The sequence below is a fragment of the Variovorax sp. AB1(2024) genome, assembly GCF_037482385.2.
Classification (GTDB): domain Bacteria; phylum Pseudomonadota; class Gammaproteobacteria; order Burkholderiales; family Burkholderiaceae_C; genus Variovorax.
The window spans coordinates 3,182,666-3,202,248 of record NZ_JBBHKP020000001.1; the positions used below are offsets into that span (position 1 = coordinate 3,182,666).

The window sequence follows — 19,583 nt, forward strand, 5'->3', positions numbered from 1 at the left end:
ATGAACACGGCATCGAAGAAATGGCTGGCCGCCGGCGCTTCGGCGCTGCTGCTGGCCGCATGCGGCGCGGGCAGCGGCAACGGCGCGCCGGAGGCGGACCTGGTCGGCGTCTACGCCGTCAGGCAGAACGGCGCGCTCAAGGAGCTCATCAAGATCGAGCGCCAGGGCGACGCCTACGTCATGCGCGACAAGGTGCGCACACCCGAGTGGAGCGAACCGAAGATGCAGATGCGGCCCGTGACGCGCGAGCAATGGAGCCGCATCACCACCGACAAGGAGAACACCGCCTTCGTCGGCGTGGCGAGCGGGCAGCTGGGCATCTTCAAGGTGCCGGCGGGCTGGAAGAAGAACGGCTTCCAGACCTCGACCGGCTACTTCCTGTTCTATTCGCAGGGGCCGGTCGAGGCGTACAAGCTCTGAGCGTTCAGGCCGAGGGCGCGACGCTCGCGCCCTCGATGCGATGGCGCTCCAGCGCGTCGGCCACGAAGCCGGCGGCCTTCATTTCCTCGACGAAGGCCGCCAGCAGCGCCTGGGCATCGGCGCCCCGGCTGGCCGGCGTGCCCATGGCCTGCTGGATCACCATGAAGCGGCCCGGCAGCACGCGCACGCCCGGCGCGCGCTGCGCCTCGCCTTCGAGCAACTGGCGGATGCCGGCCGCCACTTCGACCTCGCCCGCGCGCAGTGCCGCCAGCGCCGGGCCGGCGCCCTGCAGCCGGACGATCTCGGCCTGCTGGATCTCGCGCGTCAGGAACAGGTCATAGGCGCTGCCCGCGCCGACCGAGATGCGATGACCCGGCGCATCGACATGCGCGTTGTCGGTCAGGGCGCTGGCCGAGGGCACGAGGTAGCTGCCCTCGATCAGCACGTAGGGCGCGGTGAACAGCAGCCCTTCGCTGCGCGCGGGATCGATGGCGAAGAAGCCGATGTCGGCCTTCTCGTTCTTCACCGCGTCGACCGAGGCTGCGGCCTTCTCGAACACGACCAGCTCGATGCCCACGCCCAGCCGCCGAGCGAATTCGCGCGCCAGGTCGATCGACACGCCCACCGGCTCGCCGCCGGCGGGGTTCCTGTTGGCGAGGATCGGGTTGCCGAGGTTGATGGAGGCGCGCAGCGTGCCGCCGGGCGCGAAGGCTGAAACGAGGGCGGGGGAGATCGTCGTCGGCTGAGGCTGTGTCATGGCGTTCATTCGTCGGCAGGCGCCGCCGGGGGAGATGGGTAGCGCGCCAGTTTACGGGGGCGCTTGCCACATTTCCTACCGGATGTAGGGAAGCGCGCTCACCGGGCGAGGCTCGCGGATTCGCTTACCCTTGGGGATATTCGAAGAAACAATTTTGTCTCCGCCGTGCCGCTTTCTACCTTTCTTGTCGAAGACAACGCCCACATTCGCCATAACCTGATCGCCGCCATGGAGGACGAGGTCGACATCCACCTGATCGGCACCGCCACCACCGAGGAGGACGCGGTGGCCTGGCTCGGCGACAACCCGGGCGCCTGGGACCTGCTGGTGGTCGACCTGTTCCTGCACGAAGGCTCCGGCCTGGGCATCGTCAAGCGCTGCGGCCGCAGCCGGCCCGGCCAGCGCGTGGTGGTGCTGACCAACTACGCCACCGGGGAAATCGCCGATTGGGCGCGCGAGCTCGGCGCCGACGCCGTGTTCGACAAGGCCGCGGACCTGGACGGCTTTTTCTCGCTGTGCGCCAGTTTCGAGGCCGAAGGGCGGGAGAGCGGCGGCAAGCCGATGGAAAGCCTCGCGCCATGAGCGTGGGAAGCATGGAAAGTACGGAAAGCACGGCAGCCCAGCCCTCCGTGGCCGAGGTGCTTCGCCCGCTGCGCAACGCCACCCAAGCGCTGCATGAAGCGCTGGACAGCCGCCTGCCGATTGCGCGCGAGAACGCCTCGCTGGCGGACTATGCCGCCCACCTGCGCGCCCTGCGCCCATGGCTGGAGGCCGTGCGGCAGGCGCTGGCCGCGCCCGGCGATCCGGGGCTCGACCGGGTGGCGCGGCGCACCGACCGGCGCCTGGCCGCGCTCGCGCTCGACCTCGAAGACGCCGGCGCGGCGCCGGCCGGGGAGGGCGCGGCCGCATCGGCCGAGCTGCCCGAGCCACCCGAGCTACCATTTGCCCCGCAACTGGCCGAAGCCGCCCGCGAACCTGCCTTCGCATGGGGCCTGGCCTACGTGCTCGAGGGCTCCCAGCTCGGCGGCATGGCCATGCACAAGCGCCTGGGGCCGAGGCTGGCGCCGCACCCGATGCGATACTTCCAGCCGGTCGACGCGCCCGACGGCTTGGCCGCCCAGTGGAAGGACTTTGTCGCGCAACTGGCGGCTGCGCTGCGCGATCCGGCCGCCGTGGGCTCGGCCCAGCGCGGCGCGGTGGCCGGCTTCGAAACCTTGATGCCGCGCTTCGGCCTGCAGGTGGCCGCGCTGTAGGAACTGGCCGACGAGAGCGCCCGGGACACGCTGGCATGATCCTTTCGACCTATTCTCATGAGAACACGCGCGGCCCCGGCCGCGCTGCCTGACCTTGTCCAACGTGCCACCGCCCATCACTCCCACCGACCTTTTGGCCGGTTCGCGGGCCATAGAGCCCGTCGAGGTCGACCTGTCCAATTGCGACCTGGAGCCGATCCGCGTGCCGGGCTCGATCCAGCCGCACGGCCGCATGCTGGTGCTCCAGCCGGAGTCGCTGGCGCTCGTCGCATGGAGCGAGAACTGGCCCGACGCCGAACTGTCCGCCGCGCTGGCGGCGGTCCGCGGCATGGCCCTGCCGGCGCTGCAGCCGGGCGGCTCGCCGGTGTCGCTCGGCGCGATGAACCTGGCGCACGCCTTCTTCGACACTTCCGCGCACCGCAGCGACAACCACCTGATCGTCGAGTTCGAGGCGGCTTCACCCCCGGGCGGCAACGAGGCGCCCATCTACTCGCTGGGCCGCGTCTTCCTGCCGCGGCTGCAGGAGGCCGCCACGGTGGCCGAGCTGTGCGGCCTGGCCGCGCGCGAGATGAAACGGCTCACCGGCTTCGGCCGCTGCCTGGTCTACCGCTTCGACGCGGCCGGCCACGGCGAGGTGCTGGCCGAGGAGGCCGACCCCGGCTACGACAGCTACGACGGCCATCACTTCCCCGCTTCCGACATTCCGCGCCAGGCGAGGGCGCTGTACCTCGTCAACCATTTCCGGCTGATCGCCGATGCCAACTACCAGCCGGTGCGCCTGCTCGCCACCGACGCTGCGCTCACTGCCGCGGACATCGACCTGTCGCAGGCGCAACTGCGCAGCGTCTCGCCGATCCACCTCGAATACATGCGCAACATGGGCACGCTGGCGTCCATGTCGGTGTCGATCATCATCGACGGCAAGCTGTGGGGGCTGATCTCGTGCCACGACCATGCTGCGCGCTTTCTCGACACGGGCACGCGGCTCGCGTGCGAGCACCTGGGCCAGTTGCTGTCGCTGCAGATCCAGTCGAAGGAAAGCAACGGCGAGGTGGCCGAGCGGCTCGAGTTGCGCCAGCTCACGCTGCAGATCGTCTCGCACCTGTCCGAGAGCGACGCCACGCTGCAGCACCTCACGGCCGAGGTGTCGCTGATGCTGCGCGTGATGCGCGCCACCGGTGCCGCGGTGGTGCTCGACGACGAGGTCTGGTGCGTGGGCGAGGTGCCCGCCCGGGCGCATGTGCAGGAACTCGCGGAATGGATCGCCGGGCTCGGCGTGGAGGTCTACGAAAGCAATGCGCTGGCCGAGCATTTCGCGCCCGCGGGGCAGTTCATCGACGTTGCGGCGGGCGTGCTCGCCATCTCCATCTCGCAGGTTCACCGGCACCTGATCCTCTGGTTCCGACCCGAGATCGTGCAGACCGTGCGCTGGGCTGGCGACCCGCAGAAGCCGCAGGCCGTGGTCAACGGACGCATGCATCCGCGCCTGAGCTTCGCGAGCTGGGTCGAGCACATCCGGGGCCGCTCCACGGCCTGGACGGCGGCAGAAGTCGGTGCGGCCGGCGAGCTGCGACAGGCGCTGATCGGCATCGTGCTGCGCCGAGCCGAGGAGCTGGCCTCCGTGGCCTCCGAGCTGGGCCGCGTCAACAAGGAGCTGGAGGCTTTTTCGTACACCGTGTCGCACGACCTGCGCGCGCCCATGCGGCATATTTCAGGCTACGTCGACCTGGTGGCCCAGAGCGAGGGCAAGCAGCTCAGTGCCCGGGCCCATCGCTACCTTTCGCACGTCAAGGACGCCGCCGCGTTCGCGGGGCAGATGGTCGATGCGCTGCTCGACTTCTCGCGCATGGGCCGCTCCGCGCTCAAGCAGCGCGAGGTCGACAGCGGCTCGCTGGTCGATGGCCTGGTGCGCGAGCTGAAGCGGCTGGAGCCGCAGCGCAATGTCGAATGGCAGATCGACCCCGATCTCCCGCTGCTCTACGCCGACCCGCTGCTGCTGCAGGTGGCGGTGCGCAACCTGCTGGCCAACGCGGTCAAGTATTCGCGCACCCGCAACCCGTCGCGCATCGCGGTGCGCGCCATCCGCAGCGACCTGGGCGACGGGCTCGAGGTGCAGGACAACGGCGTGGGCTTCCAGATGAAATACGTCGACAAGCTGTTCGGCGTGTTCCAGCGGCTGCACCAGGCCGAAGATTTCGAAGGCACGGGCATCGGCCTGGCCAATGTGAAGCGGATCGTGGAGCGTCATGGCGGCACGGTCTGGGCAAAAGGGGAAGTCGACGCGGGGGCGAGCTTCGGCTTCATCCTGCCGCGCGCGGGCCCCGACAACGCGGCCGCCCCGACGGCGCCGGCCGCCAATGGAGAAGGACATGCTTAAGCCGATCCTGCTTGTCGAGGACGACAAGCGAGACCTCGAACTCACCCTCATCGCGCTGGAGCGCAGCCAACTCGCCAACGACGTGGTCGTGCTGCGCGACGGCGCGCAGGCGCTCGAATACCTGCACCGCGAAGGCGAGCATGCGGACCGCATCGAAGGCAACCCGGCCGTGATCCTGCTGGACCTGAAGCTGCCCAAGGTGACCGGCCTCGAAGTTCTGCAGGCGGTGCGCGCCAGCCCGGCGCTGCGCAGCATTCCGGTGGTGATGCTCACCTCGTCGCAGGAGGAGTCGGACGTGCTGCGCAGCTACGAGCTGGGTGTGAACGCCTATGTGGTCAAGCCGGTGGCTTTCGATCGCTTCGTCTCGGCCATTGCCGAGCTGGGCGTGTTCTGGGCGGTGCTCAACGAGCCGCCGCCGGGTTCGCTGAAGGCGGCGCGCAAGCATGAATAGCGCGGGCGGCGCCGCTGCCGCGACACCGCAGCCTCCGGGCATCCTGATCCTCGAAGACTCCCGCTTCGACGTCGAACTGCTGATCGAGGCGCTGGCGCAGGCCCTGCCGTCGGCCACGACCCACGTGGTGCGCGACGAGCGCGGCTTCGTCGACGCGCTGAACAAGGGCGGCTTCTCGCTGATCCTGTCCGACTACGAGCTGCCGGGGTTCTCGGGCGCGCATGCGCTCGAGGTGGCGCGCCGCATGGCGCCGGAAACGCCTTTCATCTTCGTCTCGGGCGTGATCGGCGAGGACAACGCGGTCGAGCTGCTCAAGAGCGGCGCCACCGACTACGTGAGCAAGGGCCGCCTCGCGCGGCTGCCGGTGGTGCTGGACCGCGCGCTCAAGGAGGCCGCCGACCGGCGCGCCAAGGGGCTGGCGGAGCGCCGGCTGAACGCCGCCAACGCGGCCATCATGGAAGCCGAGGCGCGCCGCCTCGCGCTGATGGAACTGGGCGACCGCATCCGCGACATGGACGAGCCGGGCGACATCGCCTATGCGGCGTCGGAAATGCTCGGGCAGCGCCTCGACGTGGACCGCGCCGGCTACGGCCTGGTGGACACGGCGGCCGAGACCATCGCCATCGCCCGCGACTGGACCGCGCCCGGCGTGGCCAGCCTGGCGGGCCTGCTGCACTTTCGCGACTACGGCTCCTACATCGAAGACCTGCGCCGCGGCGTGACCGTGGCCTTCGCCGACGCGCGCCTGGACCCGCGCACCCGCGACAACGCCGATGCGCTGGAAGCCATCACTGCACGCGCGGTGGTCAACATGCCGCTCACCGAACGCGGTGGGCTGGTCGGGCTGCTCTATCTCAACCATGGGCAGGTACGCCCGTGGTCGCGCGACGAACTGGACTTCGTGCGCGAAGTCGGCGACCGCGTGCGCTCGGCCATCGCGCGGCGCGAGGCGCAGATCGAGCTGATGGCCTTCGCCGAATCCCTGGAGCGTCAGGTCGAGGCACGCACCCACGAGCGCGACCGCACCTGGGCCCTGAGCCAGGACCTGCTGGGCGTCGCCAATGAGCAGGGCTACTTCGTGAGCGTGAACCCGGCGTGGGAGACCGTGCTGGGCTGGAGCGCCGACGAGATACGCGCCATGCCGTTCCGCTCGCTGGTGCATGCCGACGACATGATCCACACCGAGGCCGAGCTGGAGCGCCTGATGCGAGGCGAGCGCACCACCGGCTTCGAGAACCGCTACCGCACGAAGAGCGGCGGCTACCGCTGGCTCTCATGGACAGCCGTGCCCGACAACGGCCTGCTGTATGCCGCCGCGCGCGACATCACCGACCAGAAGGAGCGCGAGGCCGAGCTCGATGCCGCGCGCGAGCAATTGCGCCAGAGCCAGAAGCTGGAGGCCGTGGGACAGCTCACCGGCGGCCTGGCGCACGACTTCAACAACCTGCTGGCCGCCATCAGCGGCAGCCTGGAACTGATGCGCCGGCGCGGCCTGGACGGCAAGCCGGCCGACATGGAGCGCTACGTGGGCGTGGCGCAGGGCGCGGTCAAGCGCGCGGCGGCGCTCACGCACCGGCTGCTGGCCTTTTCGCGGCGCCAGACGCTGGAGCCCAAGCCGCTGAACGCCAACCGGCTGGTGACGGAGATGGAGGAGCTGCTGCGCCGCACCCTCGGCCCGCACATCGCGCTGGAGACGGTGGCGGCCGTGGGCCTGTGGAACGTGCATGCCGACCCAGGCCAGCTGGAGAACGCGCTGCTCAACCTGTGCATCAACGCACGAGACGCCATGCCCGAGGGCGGCACGCTGGTCATCGAGACCGCCAACCGCTGGATCGATTCGCGAACCGCGCGCGACCGCGAGCTGCCGATGGGGCAGTACGTGTCGCTCACCGTCAGCGACAACGGCGTGGGCATGCCGCCCGAAGTGGTGGCGCGCGCCTTCGATCCCTTCTTCACGACCAAGCCGATCGGCATGGGCACGGGCCTGGGCCTGTCGATGATCTACGGCTTCGCCAAGCAGTCGGGCGGGCAGGTGCGCATCTACTCGGAAGTCGGCAAGGGCACCTCGGTCAGCATCTACCTGCCACGGCACGACATGCAGGAAGAGGTGCCGGCCGCGCCGGCCGAGGCCGTGTTCGCGCCGCGCGCGGACCAGGGCGACACCGTGCTCGTGCTGGACGACGAACCCGCGCTGCGCATGATCATCGTCGAGGTGATGCAGGGGCTGGGCTACGCCACGCTGGAGGCCGGCGACGGCGCCGAGGCGCTGCGCATCCTGCAGTCGCCGCGCCAGCGCATCGACCTGCTGGTGAGCGACGTGGGCCTGCCCGGCGGCATGAACGGCCGGCAGGTGGCCGACGCCGCACGCATCGCGCGGCCCGGCCTCAAGGTGCTGTTCATCACGGGCTACGCGGAGAACGCCGTGCTGAGCCACGGGCACCTGGACCCCGGCATGCACGTGATGACCAAGCCCTTCGAGATGGACGTGCTGGCGCGCCGCGTCAAGCAGCTGATCGAAAGCCGCTAGGGCTGGGCGGACGCCGTGAGTGCCGCCTCGTCGCCCGGATCGAAGGGCGGCGGGCCGCGCGGTGCCGGACTTCCCCCGGCTACCGCAGCGCTTGTGTTGCGCTCAGCGCGCGGTCAGCGGCTCCAGCCCGGTCTTCGCGATGGTCGGCGCGGCGGCCGGCGAGTTGAGGTAGCGGATCAGCTGTTTCGCCGCCTCGGGCTGCTTCGAAGCGGTGGCGATGCCGGCCGAGAACACCGTCACGCGCTGCACCTCGGCGGGCAGCGGGCCGATGTAGTCGATGCCTTCTATCGGCAGCAGCTCGCTCACCTGCTGCAGCCCCAGCGCCGCGTCGCCGCGCGCCACCACCGAGCCGACGCGCTCGCTCAGGATGCGTTTGCTCTTGGGCTTCACCTGGGCCTCGATGCCCAGCTTCTTGAGCAGCTCGGTCTCGTAGTAGGTGCCGCTCGCGCTGGCCGAATAGGCGATCGACGGCGCGGCGATCAGGGTGCGCTTCAACGCATCGACAGTGCTGATGTCGGGCCTGGGCGCGCCCTTGCGCACCGCGAAGCCGATGGAGGAGCGCACCAGGTCGACCTGGCTGCCCGGCACCACCTTGCCCTGCGCGACCAGCGCGTCGAGCGCCGGACGCGCGAGGATCACCACGTCGGCCGGTTCGTTGCGCGCCAGGCGGCTGGGGATCGAGTCGTCGGCGTTGCCCATCGACGCGCCGTAGGCCGTCTTGACGCTGCGGCCGCTGCTGCGCTCGAAGGCCGGGCGCAGGTCGTTGTAGGCGGCGGTGAAGCCGCCGGAGGTCATGACGTGGATGTCCGCGCTGGCTGCAGGGGGCTGCGTGCCGCCGATGCCGCCGCAACCGGCGAGAGCCAAGGCCGCGAGCAGGGGAAGGGCGGCGCGGCGGGTGAAGGAAGAGAAAGAGGGCTTCGTCACGGTGTCTCCAGTAGGAAGCGGCGGCGAACGGTGCCGCCCGCAGCTGTCATCGTAGAAGCCCTGGCTGTCATTCCGCCCACGGCGGATTGGGGGTTATCACCGAGGCGGCGCCGGCTTGTCGTCGTCCTTCGCGTCGGCGGCCGGCAGCCGACCGCGCCTGGCCAGCCCTTCGCGCAGCAGGAACTCGACCTGCGCATTCGCGCTTCGAAGCTCTTGCGCCGCCAGGCGCTCGATCTCGGCCCACAGGGCGGGATCGATGCGCAGGGGATAGGATTTTTTTCCGGGACTGGCCATCAGGGAACGGGGGCGGGGCTGGGCGGGGTCAGGTGTAAAGCGTACCCGTGTTGACGACGGGCTGGGTCTCGCGGTCGGAGCACAGCACCACCAGCAGGTTCGACACCATCGACGCCTTGCGCTCGTCGTCGAGCACCACGAGGTTGCGCTCCGACAGGCCGCGCAATGCCGCCTCGACCATGCCGACCGCGCCGGCCACGATCTGCTGCCGCGCGCTCACGATGGCCACCGCCTGCTGGCGGCGCAGCATCACCTGCGCGATCTCGGGGGCGTAGGCCAGGTGGGTGAGCTTGGCGTCGAGCACTTCGACGCCGGCGCTCGCGAAGCGCTGGTTGAGCTCCGCCTTGAGCGCATCGGCCACCGTGTCGAGCCCGGCGCGCAGCGTGGTCTCGTCGCTGGACAGATCGTCGCCGCTGTCGTAGGCATAGAGGGTGGCCAGGTGGCGGATGGCGGCCTCCGCCTGGATGGCGACGAACTTGTTGTAGTCGTCTATTTCGAACACGGCCTGCGCGGTGTCGTGCACCCTCCACACCACCGCCGCGCCGATCTCCACCGGGTTGCCGCGCTTGTCGTTCACCTTCAGCGGCGGCGTGTTGAGGTTGCGCGCGCGCAGCGAGATCTTCTTGCCTGTCTGCAGCGGGTTGGTCCAGCGCAGGCCTTCGGTGCGGTCGGTGCCCTGGTACTCGCCGAAGAGCGTGAGGATGATGCCCTCGTTGGGCTGCAGCATGTAGAGACCGGGCACCAGCGCGAGGCCTGCCACGATCAGCAGCACGCTCGCTGGCGGCGGCATCAGGCGCTGCGCCATGGCGACCGCGCCGAGCACCATCAGCAGCACCGCCGCCGCGACGATGCCGTAGCCGTTGATGGAGCGGTAGGGGCGCTCCTTGCGGATGGAGCGCGGGGTTGCGGGGGGCGTCTCGTTCATGGGTTCCTCCGTTGAAAGTGATATCACTTTAATATCTTTTTTGAGCCCGCTCAAGATTTTTCTGACGGCGATCCGCCTTTACCCCTGGTTTACCGGCGCGCAATCCGCTAGACAGCCGCGGCTCCAGAAATGCACTCTGGCCCTTTCCGGGCCTGCATCAAAGGATTCCAGGATGACGATGAAACGACCCCTGCAGCGGTTCGCGCTGGCCGCGGTATTGATCGCGGTGAGCGGCCACGGCTTCGCTCAGTTCGGCGGCGGTGGCATGGGTGGCGGCCGGCGCGGCGCGCGCAGCGACAACGCGTCGAGCCAGCGCACGGGCGACGGCCTGTCCACGCCCGCCACCGCGGCGGCCAAGGTGCGCGACAAGCTCTACGACCTGCGGCTGCAGTTGATGGTCACCCCGGAACAGTCGCCGCTATGGGACCGTTTCTCGGATGCCGTGTGGGACCTGGCCGGTCGCGGCGGCTTGGCCAGCGCGGCGTCGGCGGACGACCAGACCGCGGTGCAGTTCGCGCAGCAGCGCGCAACGCTGGCAGCAGACCGGGCCCGCCGCGCACAGGCAGTGAGCGATGCGCTCTCCAGCCTCTACGACACGCTGTCGCCCGAGCAGCGCCACATCGCGGACCAGAACCTGCCCGCCGTCATTCCCTGACGGGGGTTCGCGGCTTCGCGGCTTCAGGTGCCGAGGTCGAAGCAGCAGCCCGCGTAGTAGGGCTTGTCGCCGCCGTCCACGAAGGGCACCTCGATCGGCTTGCCTTCGTTGCGCCATGCATCGCGCTTCTTGTAGCCCGAGCGCATGAGCTCCGCCATCAGCTCGTCGTAGTGTTCGATGCGATAGGGGCACACCGCCACGCCGATGCTGTTGAGCGTGTAGATCGTGCGCTCGGGATGCACCGCCGTCGTGTTCAGGATGATGCGCCTGGGCTTCACCGCCAGCGACGCAAGAATCGCGTCGATGCGCTGCGGCAGGTATTGCAGGCTGCCCGATGCATACAGCAGGTCGCAGCCGCTGGCGTCGCGCGGGTCGGTGGTGAAGTCGAGCTGCGCCGTGGCCTCGCGCTGCACCGCCAGCGCGCGCCCGCTCTCGACCACGCCGGGCACGTCGCACACGGTCCAGTGCAGGTTGTCGGGGTAGCTCAGCACGCGCCGGAACGCGTAGTACTTGATGCCGATGTGCCCGCCCAGGTCGAACACCCGCGTGAGGCCCGCATCGATCGAACGCCCGAGCCAGAAAAGCGCCGGGTAGTCGTAGAAATAGATCTGCGGGCTGTAGAGCTTGGCGGCCTCCGCGTTGTCGTAGCCCACCGCCTTGCTGGGCGGCGCGCCGGCCTCGGCCGCGGCGAAACTCTCGAACGAGCCCATGAAGAGGTTCTCGTCCTGGTTGTTGAGGAACTTGCGCTTGTAGGCGCTTTCGCGGGGCGGAAACTGCAGAAGGCTTGACAGCATTTGTTTGCTCCGGTGGCGCCTGATTCTGAGCGCGACAGGGGCCTCGAAGGGGCAAAGCCCTGCGCCGTTGGGGCGGTTACCCCGCGGGGGTTACCTACCGTTCGCGCCCCGGGTGTCCGGCATCACACCAGTTGCCCGCTCGCCAGCGCCGCGGCCGCAGCCCGCGTCTCCACCCCCAGCTTCTCGAAGATGTGCTCCAGGTGCTTGTTCACCGTGCGCGGGCTGGTGCCCAGGATTTCGCCGATGTCGCGGTTGGTCTTGCCCTTGGCGAGCCATGACAGCACCTCGGTCTCGCGCGGCGTAAGCGCCGCTTCCGCCAGCCGCGTGGCCGGGCCTTCGCGCTGCATCGCGAACAGCAGCATGGTCTCGCCGAGCGCCGCGGCGCCCAGGTTGCGCACCGACAGGCGCATGCCCGTGGCGGTGCCGACCGCAACGGCCGCGCCCGGCGCCAGCGCCGCCTCGAGCGATGCGGGCAGCAGGCCCGGTGCCACCGGGTCTTCCAGCGCATGCAGCCACAGCGCGGCCTGCGGCGAGCGCCACGCGATGCGCCCGCGCGTGTCGACGAACACCACGCCCATGCCGGCCACGTCGACCGCGTCGCGCGCCATGCGCGTGATGCGGGCGTTGCGCGCGTGCGTGTGCAGCCGCGCCAGAACTTCCTGCGCGCGGATCGGCTTCACCACGTAGTCGACACCGCCGCACTCGAAGCCCTCGACCACGTGCGAAGTCTCGGACAGCCCCGTCATGAACAGCACCGGAATGTGCGCGAGCGCCGGGTTGGCCTTGATGCGCCGGCAGGTCTCGAAGCCCGAGAGGCCGGGCATCAGGCCGTCGAGCAGGATCGCGTCGGGCACCACCAGCTCGAGCCGCTGCAGCGCGGCCTCGCCGTCGGCCGCCACCAGCACGGTGTAGCCGCTGGCCTCGAGCGTGTCGCACAGCATGCCCAGGCTGCTGGGCGCGTCGTCGACCACCAGCACCACGGGGCGTTCGGCCGAGGGCGATTCAAGGGGAGAGGGTGTCAGCATCTTCTGCCAGTGCGTTGCGGAGGTTGTCGAGTTCGAAGCGCGCGACCATGCCGCGCAGCCAGGTGCAGGTGGCCGCCGCGGAGGGCGATGCGGCGGCCAGCCGGTCGAGCGCGGTGTGCAGGCCGCGCACGTGGCCCATCTGCACCAGCCGCATGAGTTCGGCGCGGTCGTCTTCCGACAGGTCGAGCCGGGGCGGACGCAGGGGCGTTTCGTCGTCATCGGCGGCGGGTGGCTGCGCATCGCCGGGCGAAAGCCATTCGAGCCCGAGGTGGCGTTCCAGCGTCGCGATCAGCTCCGACTCGATCACCGGCTTGCCCACGAAAGCCTGGCAGCCCGCGGCGCGCAGCCGCTCGGCCTGGTTCTCGAACATGTTGGCCGAGACGATGATGATCGGGATGTCGCGAAAGCCCGAGGCGCGCACCGACGTGGCGGTCTGCCAGCCGTCCATGTCGTCCATCGTCAGGTCGAGCAGGATGGCCGAGGGCAGTTCCTCGCGCAGGCTGTCCAGGCACTCGGTGCCGCTCGCGGCCTCGCGCACCTCGAAGCCCAGCGGCACGAGCATGCCGGCGAGCATCTGGCGCTGCACCGGCTGGTCGTCGACCACCAGCAGCGTGCGGCGCGCGCCGAGGTAGCCCGACACCGGCTGGCGCGGCGCCCCCGCCCTGGCCTGCGGGCCGGGGTCGGCCACCTCGCGCAGGTACACGCGCACGCTGAAGGTGCTGCCTTGCGACGAGGTCGAGGCCAGCTTGAGTTCGCCGCCCATCAGGGAGGTCAGCAGCCCGGTGATGGTGAGGCCCAGCCCCGTGCCGGGCTCGCCCCTGCGCCGGCCGGCCGCGCCGCGCTCGAAGGGCAGGAAGATGCGCTGGTGGTCTTGCGGCGCCACGCCGATGCCGGTGTCGACCACGTCGAAGCGCAGCACCTCGCGGCGCGCATCCACGTGCAGCGTCACCGTGCCGCTGTCGGTGAAGCGCACCGCATTCGTCAGCAGGTTGATGAGGATCTGCCGCAGCCACTTGGCGTCGGCATGCACCCAGGGCGGCAGCCGGCCGGCGTGCGTGTAGACGAACGCCAGGCCCTTGTTCTCGGCCTGCGGCCGCACCATGTGCACCAGCTGGTCCAGGAAGGCCGGCAGCGCCAGCGGCGCGGGCTCCAGCTGCAGCCGGCCGGCCTCGATGCGCGCCAGGTCGAGCAGCCCGTCGATCAGGCCCAGCATGTGTTCGCCGCTGCGGTGGATGGTCTGCACCGCTTCGCGCGGCGGCGTGACTGCATCGCCCTTGAGCAGGATCTGCGAGTAGCCCAGGATGCTGTTGAGCGGCGTGCGCAGCTCGTGCGTCATGCCGGCCACATAGCGCGTCTTGGCTTGGTTGGCGGCCTCTGCGGCTTCCTTGGCCGTCTGCAGCGCGGCGTCGGTGCGGCGGTGCGCCTCGATCTCCAGCGCGAGCAGGTTGTTGTGGCGGTTCGATTCCTCCTGCGCCATCTGCCGGCTTTCGCTGCCCAGCACCACCCACCATGCCGCCACCGCGGCCACCACCGACAGCAGCGCGAACACCTTCAGCAGGGCCGTGGCCATGGTCGAGTCGCTGGTGCCGGCGATGGCCTCCTGCGCATAGACCACGCCCACCACCGTGGCCAGCAGCGCGATGAGCGACGTGGCCACCAGCAGGTAGTGCGCCACGCGGAAGTTGAGCCGCGCCGACAGGGCCGGCGGCAGCAGCGCCTGCAGCCATCCGCTCATCTGCTCGGCCGCGCGCGAGTCGGTCTTGCAGCGGTCGTGGCAGCGCGATTCGAGCGTGCAGCACAGCGAGCAAATGGGCGCGCTGTAGGCCGGGCAGTGCGCCATGTCTTCCGACTCGAAGCTGTTGTCGCACACCGAGCATTTCACGCTCTGGCCGGGCGCCCAGCGCTCGATGTCGTTGCGCGCGAGGTAGTAGCGCCCGCGCGTGCGCCACGCCAGCAGCGGCGAAACGGCCATGGCCGTGACCAGCGCGATGAAGGGCGAAAAAGCCTTGGCCCAATGCCCCAGCGCGCCCGAGTAGGCCAGCATCGCCAGCGCCGCCGCCACCAGCATCGCGACGAGACCCACCGGGTTGATGTCGTACAGGTGCGCGCGCTTGAACTCGATGGCCTTCGGGCTCCAGCCCAGCGGCTTGTTGATGACCAGGTCGGCCACCAGCGCGCCGACCCAGGCGATGGCGATGTTGCTGTAGAAACCCAGCACATGCTCCAGCGCCGCGAACACGCCCAGCGCCATCAGCAGTATCGCGATGACCACGTTGAACACCAGCCACACCACGCGCCCCGGGTGGCTGTGCGTGAGCCGGGCGAAGAAGTTCGACCACGCCAGCGAGCCCGCGTAGGCGTTGGTGAGGTTGATCTTCATCTGCGAGACCACCACGAAAAGCACCGTCACGCCCAGCACCCAGGCCGGATCGCGCAGCACGTACGAGAAGCCGGTGAGGTACATCTGCGTGGGCTCGATCGCGTGGATGCCCGGTATCTCGTGCTGCAGCGCCAGGAAGGCGAGGAAGGCGCCGCCCATCATCTTCAGCATGCCCGGCACGATCCAGCCCGGCCCGGCGACCAGCACCGCCGTCCACCAGCGCACGCGGTTGGCGGCGGTCTTCTCGGGCAGGAAGCGCAGGTAGTCGACCTGCTCGCCGATCTGCACGACGAGCGAGAAGGCCACCGTGGCGGCGGCGCCGAACATCAGCGGGTCGAAGCCGCTGCTGTCCGAGGTGCGGCCCACGAGGCCGGTGAAGTCGGCGTACAGCTCGGGCTTCTTCACCAGCACCGCCACGAAGGGGCAGACGAACAGCACGATCCAGATCGGCTGCGTCCACAGCTGCAGCCCCGATATGAGCGTGATGCCGCGCGCCACCAGCGGAATGATGACGATCGACGACACCATGTACAGCAGCCACAGCGGCCAGTCCAGGTACATCTGCAGCGCCAGCGCGAGGATGGCGGCCTCCAGCGCGAAGAAGATGAAGGTAAAGCTCGCGTAGATCAGCGAGGTGAGGGTGGAGCCCAGGTAGCCGAAGCCCGCGCCGCGCGTGAGCAGGTCCATGTCCACGCCGTGGCGCGCCGCGTAGTACGAGATCGGCAGGCCCGTGAGGAAGGTGATGAGCCCGACGACCAGGATGGCCCACAGCGCGTTCGAGAAGCCGTAGCTCAGGGCGATGGCCCCGCCGATGGCCTCCAGCGCCAGGAACGAGGTGGCGCCGAAGGCCGCGTTGGCCACGCGGAACTCCGACCACTTGCGGAAGCTGCGCGGCGTGTAGCGCAGGGCGTAGTCCTCCAGCGTCTCGTTCGCGACCCAGGCGTTGTAGTCGCGGCGGATGCGAAAGATCTTCTGTCCGGAGACGGATTGCATGGCGGGTTCTCGCGGCGGCGGTTGCATGGGGCGGGTACAGCAAGAAGCGCTCCCTGGGCCCTTTTTTCGCCGATCTCCGGCTCGCGAGTCTGCGGGCAGGGCCGGTTGTCGCCGCTACGTTGAATGACGTATTCGCGCATACGCCGCTGATTTCTAAAGTTCCAGCCATGGTGCTCGGGGCACCGTCCGATGCACTGCGATGGTGCGCGGCCTTCCTTTCCAACAACCTGCCTGGAGTTTCCTGATGTCGCGTGATTCCGATTCTTCCCTCGATGCCCTGGCATTGCGCCGCCGCCGTCTGCTGCAGGGCGCCGCGGCGCTGCCCGTGATGGGCCTGAGCGGCCTGAGCTTCGGCCAGGGGCAGTTCCCCACGGCCAAGGTCAACACCACCAAGCTCGCCGTGACCGACACCGAGGTGACGGTGGGCCAGCTGCATTCGTCCACCGGCACCATGGCCATCTCGGAAACCGGCTCGATCCAGGCCGAGCAACTGGCCATCGACCAGATCAACGCAATGGGCGGCGTGCTGGGCCGCAAGATCAAGGTCATCAAGGAAGACGGCGCCTCCGACTGGCCCACGTTCGCCGAGAAGTCGAAGAAGCTGCTGGTCAACGACCATTGCGCGGCCGTGTTCGGCTGCTGGACCAGCGCATCGCGCAAGGCCGTGCTGCCGGTGTTCGAAAAGGAGAACGGCCTGCTGTACTACCCGACCTTCTACGAAGGCCTGGAGCAGAGCAAGAACGTGATCTATACGGGCCAGGAAGCCACGCAGCAGATCATCTGGGGCCTGGACTGGGGCGCGAAGGAGAAGAAGGCCAAGACCTTCTTCCTGGTGGGCTCCGACTACATCTGGCCGCGCACCTCGATGAAGATCGCGCGCAAGCACATCGAGAACTTCCAGAAGGGTTCGGTCAAGGGCGAGGAGTACTACCCGCTGGGCCACACCAACTTCAACTCGCTGATCAACAAGATCAAGGTGGCCAAGCCCGACTGCATCTTTGCGGCCGTGGTGGGCGGCTCGAACGTGGCCTTCTACAAGCAGCTCAAGGCCGCCGGCATCACCGGCGACAAGCAGTTCCTGCTGACGCTGGCCGTGACGGAAGACGAGATGACCGGCGTGGGCGGCGAGAACTTCGCGGGCTTCTACTCGTCGATGAAGTACTTCCAGACGCTGGACAACCCGAACAACAAGAAGTTCGTGGAAGCCTTCAAGGCCAAGTACGGCAAGGACGCCGTCATCGGCGACGTGACGCAGGCGGGCTACCTCGGCCCGTGGCTTTGGAAGGCGGCGGTGGAGAAGGCCGGCAGCTTCGACGTGGACAAGGTCGTGGCCAGCTCGCCCGGCATCGAACTGAAGACGGCGCCCGAGGGCTACGTGAAGCTCGACGCCAACCACCACCTGTGGAGCAAGGCACGCATCGGGCAGGGGCAACCGGATGGGACCTTCAAGGTGGTGGCGGAGTCGGCTGAGCTGATCAAGCCCGATCCGTTCCCGAAGGGCTACCAGTAATCCTGTCTTTCTCCCTCCCCCTCTGGGGGAGGGCAGGGGTGGGGGCTCGGCGGCAGTTGATGAAGCCTTGCGCTTGCGATCGCCGGTAGGCCCCCATCCCAGCCTTCCCCCAGAGGGGGAAGGAGCCAACACCCCAACTTCGGAACAGCTTGCCATGACTCTGTCGGACATGATGAACATCGGCCTCATGCAGGGCTTCGCGGGGCTGAGCCTCTTCGCGGTGCTGCTGCTCATGGGGCTGGGCCTGGCGATCATCTTCGGCCAGATGGGCGTGATCAACATGGCGCATGGCGAGTTCATGACCATCGGCGCCTATTCGATCTACCTGGCCGCGCGCGTCACCGAAAGCCTGGCGCCCGAGTTCATGCCGTACTACTTCCCGATCGCCATCGCGCTGGCCTTCGTGTTCGCCTTCATCGCCGGCTGGATCGTGGAGTGGGTGCTGATACGCCATCTCTACAAGCGGCCGCTCGACACGCTGCTCGCCACCTGGGGCGTGAGCCTGGGGCTGCAGCAGATCTTTCGCACCTTCATCGGCCCCAAGGAAGTGAGCCCCACGCTGCCCGAGTGGCTCATGGGCTCCTGGACGCCGCATGAGGGCCTGGACATTCCGATCAACGGCCTCTTCGTGCTGGCGCTCACCGCGCTGGTGACGGGCGGTGTGCTGGTCGCGCTGCACAAGAGCCGCTGGGGCCTGCGGGTGCGCGCCACCGTGGCCAACCGCACGATGGCCAACGCCACCGGCATCGACACGAAGAAGACCGACCGCCTGACATTCGCCATCGGCTGCGGCATTGCCGGCGTGGCGGGCGCGGCTTTCACCACCATCGGCTCGACCGGGCCGACCTCGGGCTCGCTCTACATCGTGGACGCGTTCCTGGTCGTCACCTTCGGCGGTGCTGCGAGCCTCTTCGGCACCGTGGTCTCGGCCTTCGGCATTGCGCAGACCCAGTCGATCTCCGAGTTCTTCATGACCGGCTCGATGGCCAAGGTGCTGACGCTGTCGCTGATCGTGCTGATCCTGATGATGCGGCCGCAGGGACTTTTCGCCGTCAAGGTCCGCCGCTGATGAACCCGATTCCCTTGCAGGAGAACGTTCCGATGAATTTCATCAAGGCCTCGATCCAGCGCTACCAGCTCGGCAGCCTGCTGCTCCTGGTGCTGCTGCTCGCGGTGGTGCTGCCGCTGTCGCTCGACATCTTCCGCCTCAACCTCGTGGGCAAGTACCTCACCTACGCCTTCGTGGCCGTGGGCCTCGTCATGGTGTGGGGCTACGGCGGCGTGCTGAGCCTGGGGCAGGGCGTGTTCTTCGGCATCGGTGGCTATGCGATGGCGATGTTCCTCAAGCTCGAAGCCTCCGACCCCGTCGCCACCAAGATCCAGACCACGCCCGGCATCCCGGACTTCATGGACTGGAACCAGATCACCGAACTGCCCACGCTGTGGCTGCCGTTCAAGAGCCTGCCGCTGAGCCTCGCGCTGGTGGTGCTGGCGCCGATGGCGCTGGCCTGGCTCGTGAGCTTCGCGATGTTCAAGCGCCGGGTGGGTGGTGTGTACTTCGCGATCATCACGCAGGCGGTGGCGTTGATCTGCACCGTGCTCATCATCGGCCAGCAGGGCTACACCGGCGGCGTGAACGGCATGACCGACCTGAAGACACTGCTGGGCTGGGACACGCGCACCGACGGCGCCAAGTACGTGCTGTATTACGTGTGCGTCGGCCTGCTGGTGCTGAGCATCCTGCTGTGCCGCTGGATCCAGACCAGCAAGCTGGGCACGCTGCTGCTGGCCATGCGCGACAAGGAAGACCGCGTGCGCTTCTCCGGCTACGACGTGTCGAACTTCAAGGTCTTCATCTTCTGCCTCGCGGCCGGGCTCTCGGGCATCGGCGGCGCGATGTTCGCGCTGCAGGTGGGCTTCATGTCGCCGAGCTTCGTGGGCATCGTGCCCTCCATCGAGATGGTGATCTTCTGCGCCGTCGGCGGACGCATGAGCCTGGTGGGCGCGGTGTACGGCGCGCTGCTGGTGAACGCGGGCAAGACGCTGTTCTCCGAGAGCTTCCCCGACCTGTGGCTGTTCCTGATGGCGGGCCTGTTCATCGGCGTGACCATGGCCTTTCCGATGGGGCTGGCCGGGGTGTGGGAAGAAAAGATCCGCCCGTGGTGGAAGTCGCGCCGACAGGCGCTGCGCGATGCCGCCGTCAAGCCGCCGGCATCAACCGCACCCGTACCGCCCGCAGCACAACCACCCGAGCCCGCGCTGCCAGAAGGCGTCGGCAGCCAGCGCGCCTGAACCGGA

17 protein-coding genes are annotated in these 19,583 nt (G+C 68.7%); 10 read left to right on the top strand and 7 right to left on the bottom strand.

All coding sequences use genetic code 11. The features are described from left to right. The gene (locus tag WIX39_RS14835) at positions 1-420 is read left to right on the top strand and encodes a hypothetical protein (RefSeq protein WP_106934864.1); all 420 of its coding nucleotides are present in this window, start codon (positions 1-3) and stop codon (positions 418-420) included. Between the two features lie 4 nt (positions 421-424). Here WIX39_RS14835 and WIX39_RS14840 read toward each other — a convergent pair whose 3' ends face one another. Then, the gene (locus tag WIX39_RS14840) at positions 425-1,177 is read right to left on the bottom strand and encodes a transporter substrate-binding domain-containing protein (RefSeq protein ID WP_106937483.1); all 753 of its coding nucleotides are present in this window, start codon (positions 1,175-1,177) and stop codon (positions 425-427) included. A 165-nt stretch (positions 1,178-1,342) separates the two neighbouring features. Here WIX39_RS14840 and WIX39_RS14845 point away from each other — a divergent pair, with 165 nt between their 5' ends. The 5 genes from WIX39_RS14845 (at position 1,343) to WIX39_RS14865 (ending at position 7,785) form a co-directional block, all read left to right on the top strand. Further along, positions 1,343-1,759 carry a response regulator gene (locus tag WIX39_RS14845; protein ID WP_081266746.1) on the top strand — a complete coding sequence of 139 codons (417 nt, stop codon included), beginning with the start codon at positions 1,343-1,345 and terminating at the stop codon, positions 1,757-1,759. An 11-nt stretch (positions 1,760-1,770) separates the two neighbouring features. Further along, a complete protein-coding gene (locus WIX39_RS14850) occupies positions 1,771-2,430 on the top strand; it encodes a biliverdin-producing heme oxygenase (protein ID WP_106934863.1) in 660 nt (219 codons plus the stop codon). 103 nt (positions 2,431-2,533) lie between these two features. After that, positions 2,534-4,807, top strand: a complete 2,274-nt coding sequence (locus WIX39_RS14855; RefSeq protein ID WP_234382857.1) for an ATP-binding protein — start codon at positions 2,534-2,536, stop codon at positions 4,805-4,807. Then, positions 4,800-5,258, top strand: a complete 459-nt coding sequence (locus WIX39_RS14860; protein ID WP_081270138.1) for a response regulator — start codon at positions 4,800-4,802, stop codon at positions 5,256-5,258. The genes WIX39_RS14855 and WIX39_RS14860 overlap by 8 nt, the downstream gene beginning before the upstream one ends. Then, positions 5,251-7,785, top strand: a complete 2,535-nt coding sequence (locus tag WIX39_RS14865; protein WP_409195311.1) for a response regulator — start codon at positions 5,251-5,253, stop codon at positions 7,783-7,785. The genes WIX39_RS14860 and WIX39_RS14865 overlap by 8 nt, the downstream gene beginning before the upstream one ends. Positions 7,786-7,887: 102 nt before the next feature. On the opposite strand, the gene WIX39_RS14870 is transcribed toward WIX39_RS14865, so the two are convergent. From WIX39_RS14870 to WIX39_RS14880, 3 genes are all read right to left on the bottom strand, one after another. Beyond that, positions 7,888-8,709, bottom strand: a complete 822-nt coding sequence (locus tag WIX39_RS14870) for a substrate-binding domain-containing protein (RefSeq protein ID WP_081270136.1) — start codon at positions 8,707-8,709, stop codon at positions 7,888-7,890. Positions 8,710-8,805: 96 nt separating this feature from the next. Then, positions 8,806-9,003: a hypothetical protein gene (locus WIX39_RS14875; protein WP_106934860.1), complete on the bottom strand. Its 198-nt coding sequence runs from the start codon at positions 9,001-9,003 to the stop codon at positions 8,806-8,808. A 28-nt stretch (positions 9,004-9,031) separates the two neighbouring features. Next, positions 9,032-9,928: an SPFH domain-containing protein gene (locus WIX39_RS14880; protein ID WP_409195312.1), complete on the bottom strand. Its 897-nt coding sequence runs from the start codon at positions 9,926-9,928 to the stop codon at positions 9,032-9,034. 172 nt (positions 9,929-10,100) lie between these two features. Between WIX39_RS14880 and WIX39_RS14885 the strand changes: the two genes are divergently transcribed. Continuing rightward, a complete protein-coding gene (locus tag WIX39_RS14885; RefSeq protein ID WP_409195313.1) occupies positions 10,101-10,583 on the top strand; it encodes a Spy/CpxP family protein refolding chaperone in 483 nt (160 codons plus the stop codon). Between the two features lie 23 nt (positions 10,584-10,606). On the opposite strand, the gene WIX39_RS14890 is transcribed toward WIX39_RS14885, so the two are convergent. The 3 genes from WIX39_RS14890 to WIX39_RS14900 all read right to left on the bottom strand — a co-directional run bounded on the left by WIX39_RS14890 (position 10,607) and on the right by WIX39_RS14900 (position 15,775). Next, positions 10,607-11,377 carry a TIGR04325 family methyltransferase gene (locus WIX39_RS14890; RefSeq protein ID WP_081270132.1) on the bottom strand — a complete coding sequence of 257 codons (771 nt, stop codon included), beginning with the start codon at positions 11,375-11,377 and terminating at the stop codon, positions 10,607-10,609. 122 nt (positions 11,378-11,499) lie between these two features. After that, the gene (locus WIX39_RS14895; protein ID WP_106934856.1) at positions 11,500-12,402 is read right to left on the bottom strand and encodes a response regulator transcription factor; all 903 of its coding nucleotides are present in this window, start codon (positions 12,400-12,402) and stop codon (positions 11,500-11,502) included. Further along, on the bottom strand, positions 12,380-15,775 hold the full coding sequence (locus WIX39_RS14900) for a hybrid sensor histidine kinase/response regulator (RefSeq protein ID WP_199851928.1): 3,396 nt from the start codon (positions 15,773-15,775) through the stop codon (positions 12,380-12,382). The genes WIX39_RS14895 and WIX39_RS14900 overlap by 23 nt, the downstream gene beginning before the upstream one ends. Positions 15,776-16,019: 244 nt before the next feature. Between WIX39_RS14900 and urtA the strand changes: the two genes are divergently transcribed. The 3 genes from urtA (at position 16,020) to urtC (ending at position 19,577) form a co-directional block, all read left to right on the top strand. Next, positions 16,020-17,285, top strand: a complete 1,266-nt coding sequence (gene urtA, locus WIX39_RS14905) for an urea ABC transporter substrate-binding protein (RefSeq protein ID WP_106934854.1) — start codon at positions 16,020-16,022, stop codon at positions 17,283-17,285. Positions 17,286-17,439: 154 nt separating this feature from the next. Further along, a complete protein-coding gene (gene urtB / locus WIX39_RS14910) occupies positions 17,440-18,354 on the top strand; it encodes an urea ABC transporter permease subunit UrtB (RefSeq protein WP_081270128.1) in 915 nt (304 codons plus the stop codon). A 32-nt stretch (positions 18,355-18,386) separates the two neighbouring features. Then, entirely contained in the window at positions 18,387-19,577 is a 1,191-nt protein-coding gene (gene urtC / locus WIX39_RS14915; protein WP_106937482.1) for an urea ABC transporter permease subunit UrtC, read from the top strand. Positions 19,578-19,583: the final 6 nt, after the last annotated feature.

Coding starts and splice junctions, on each gene's coding strand:
- WIX39_RS14885 (WP_409195313.1), top strand. CDS start 10,101: ATGACGATGAAACGACCCCTGCAGCGGTTCGCGCTGGCCGCGGTATTG.
- WIX39_RS14875 (WP_106934860.1), bottom strand. CDS start 9,003: ATGGCCAGTCCCGGAAAAAAATCCTATCCCCTGCGCATCGATCCCGCC.
- WIX39_RS14850 (WP_106934863.1), top strand. CDS start 1,771: ATGGAAAGTACGGAAAGCACGGCAGCCCAGCCCTCCGTGGCCGAGGTG.
- WIX39_RS14865 (WP_409195311.1), top strand. CDS start 5,251: ATGAATAGCGCGGGCGGCGCCGCTGCCGCGACACCGCAGCCTCCGGGC.
- WIX39_RS14880 (WP_409195312.1), bottom strand. CDS start 9,928: ATGAACGAGACGCCCCCCGCAACCCCGCGCTCCATCCGCAAGGAGCGC.
- WIX39_RS14840 (WP_106937483.1), bottom strand. CDS start 1,177: ATGACACAGCCTCAGCCGACGACGATCTCCCCCGCCCTCGTTTCAGCC.
- urtA (WP_106934854.1), top strand. CDS start 16,020: ATGTCGCGTGATTCCGATTCTTCCCTCGATGCCCTGGCATTGCGCCGC.
- WIX39_RS14890 (WP_081270132.1), bottom strand. CDS start 11,377: ATGCTGTCAAGCCTTCTGCAGTTTCCGCCCCGCGAAAGCGCCTACAAG.
- WIX39_RS14895 (WP_106934856.1), bottom strand. CDS start 12,402: ATGCTGACACCCTCTCCCCTTGAATCGCCCTCGGCCGAACGCCCCGTG.
- WIX39_RS14860 (WP_081270138.1), top strand. CDS start 4,800: ATGCTTAAGCCGATCCTGCTTGTCGAGGACGACAAGCGAGACCTCGAA.
- WIX39_RS14835 (WP_106934864.1), top strand. CDS start 1: ATGAACACGGCATCGAAGAAATGGCTGGCCGCCGGCGCTTCGGCGCTG.
- urtB (WP_081270128.1), top strand. CDS start 17,440: ATGACTCTGTCGGACATGATGAACATCGGCCTCATGCAGGGCTTCGCG.
- urtC (WP_106937482.1), top strand. CDS start 18,387: ATGAATTTCATCAAGGCCTCGATCCAGCGCTACCAGCTCGGCAGCCTG.
- WIX39_RS14900 (WP_199851928.1), bottom strand. CDS start 15,775: ATGCAATCCGTCTCCGGACAGAAGATCTTTCGCATCCGCCGCGACTAC.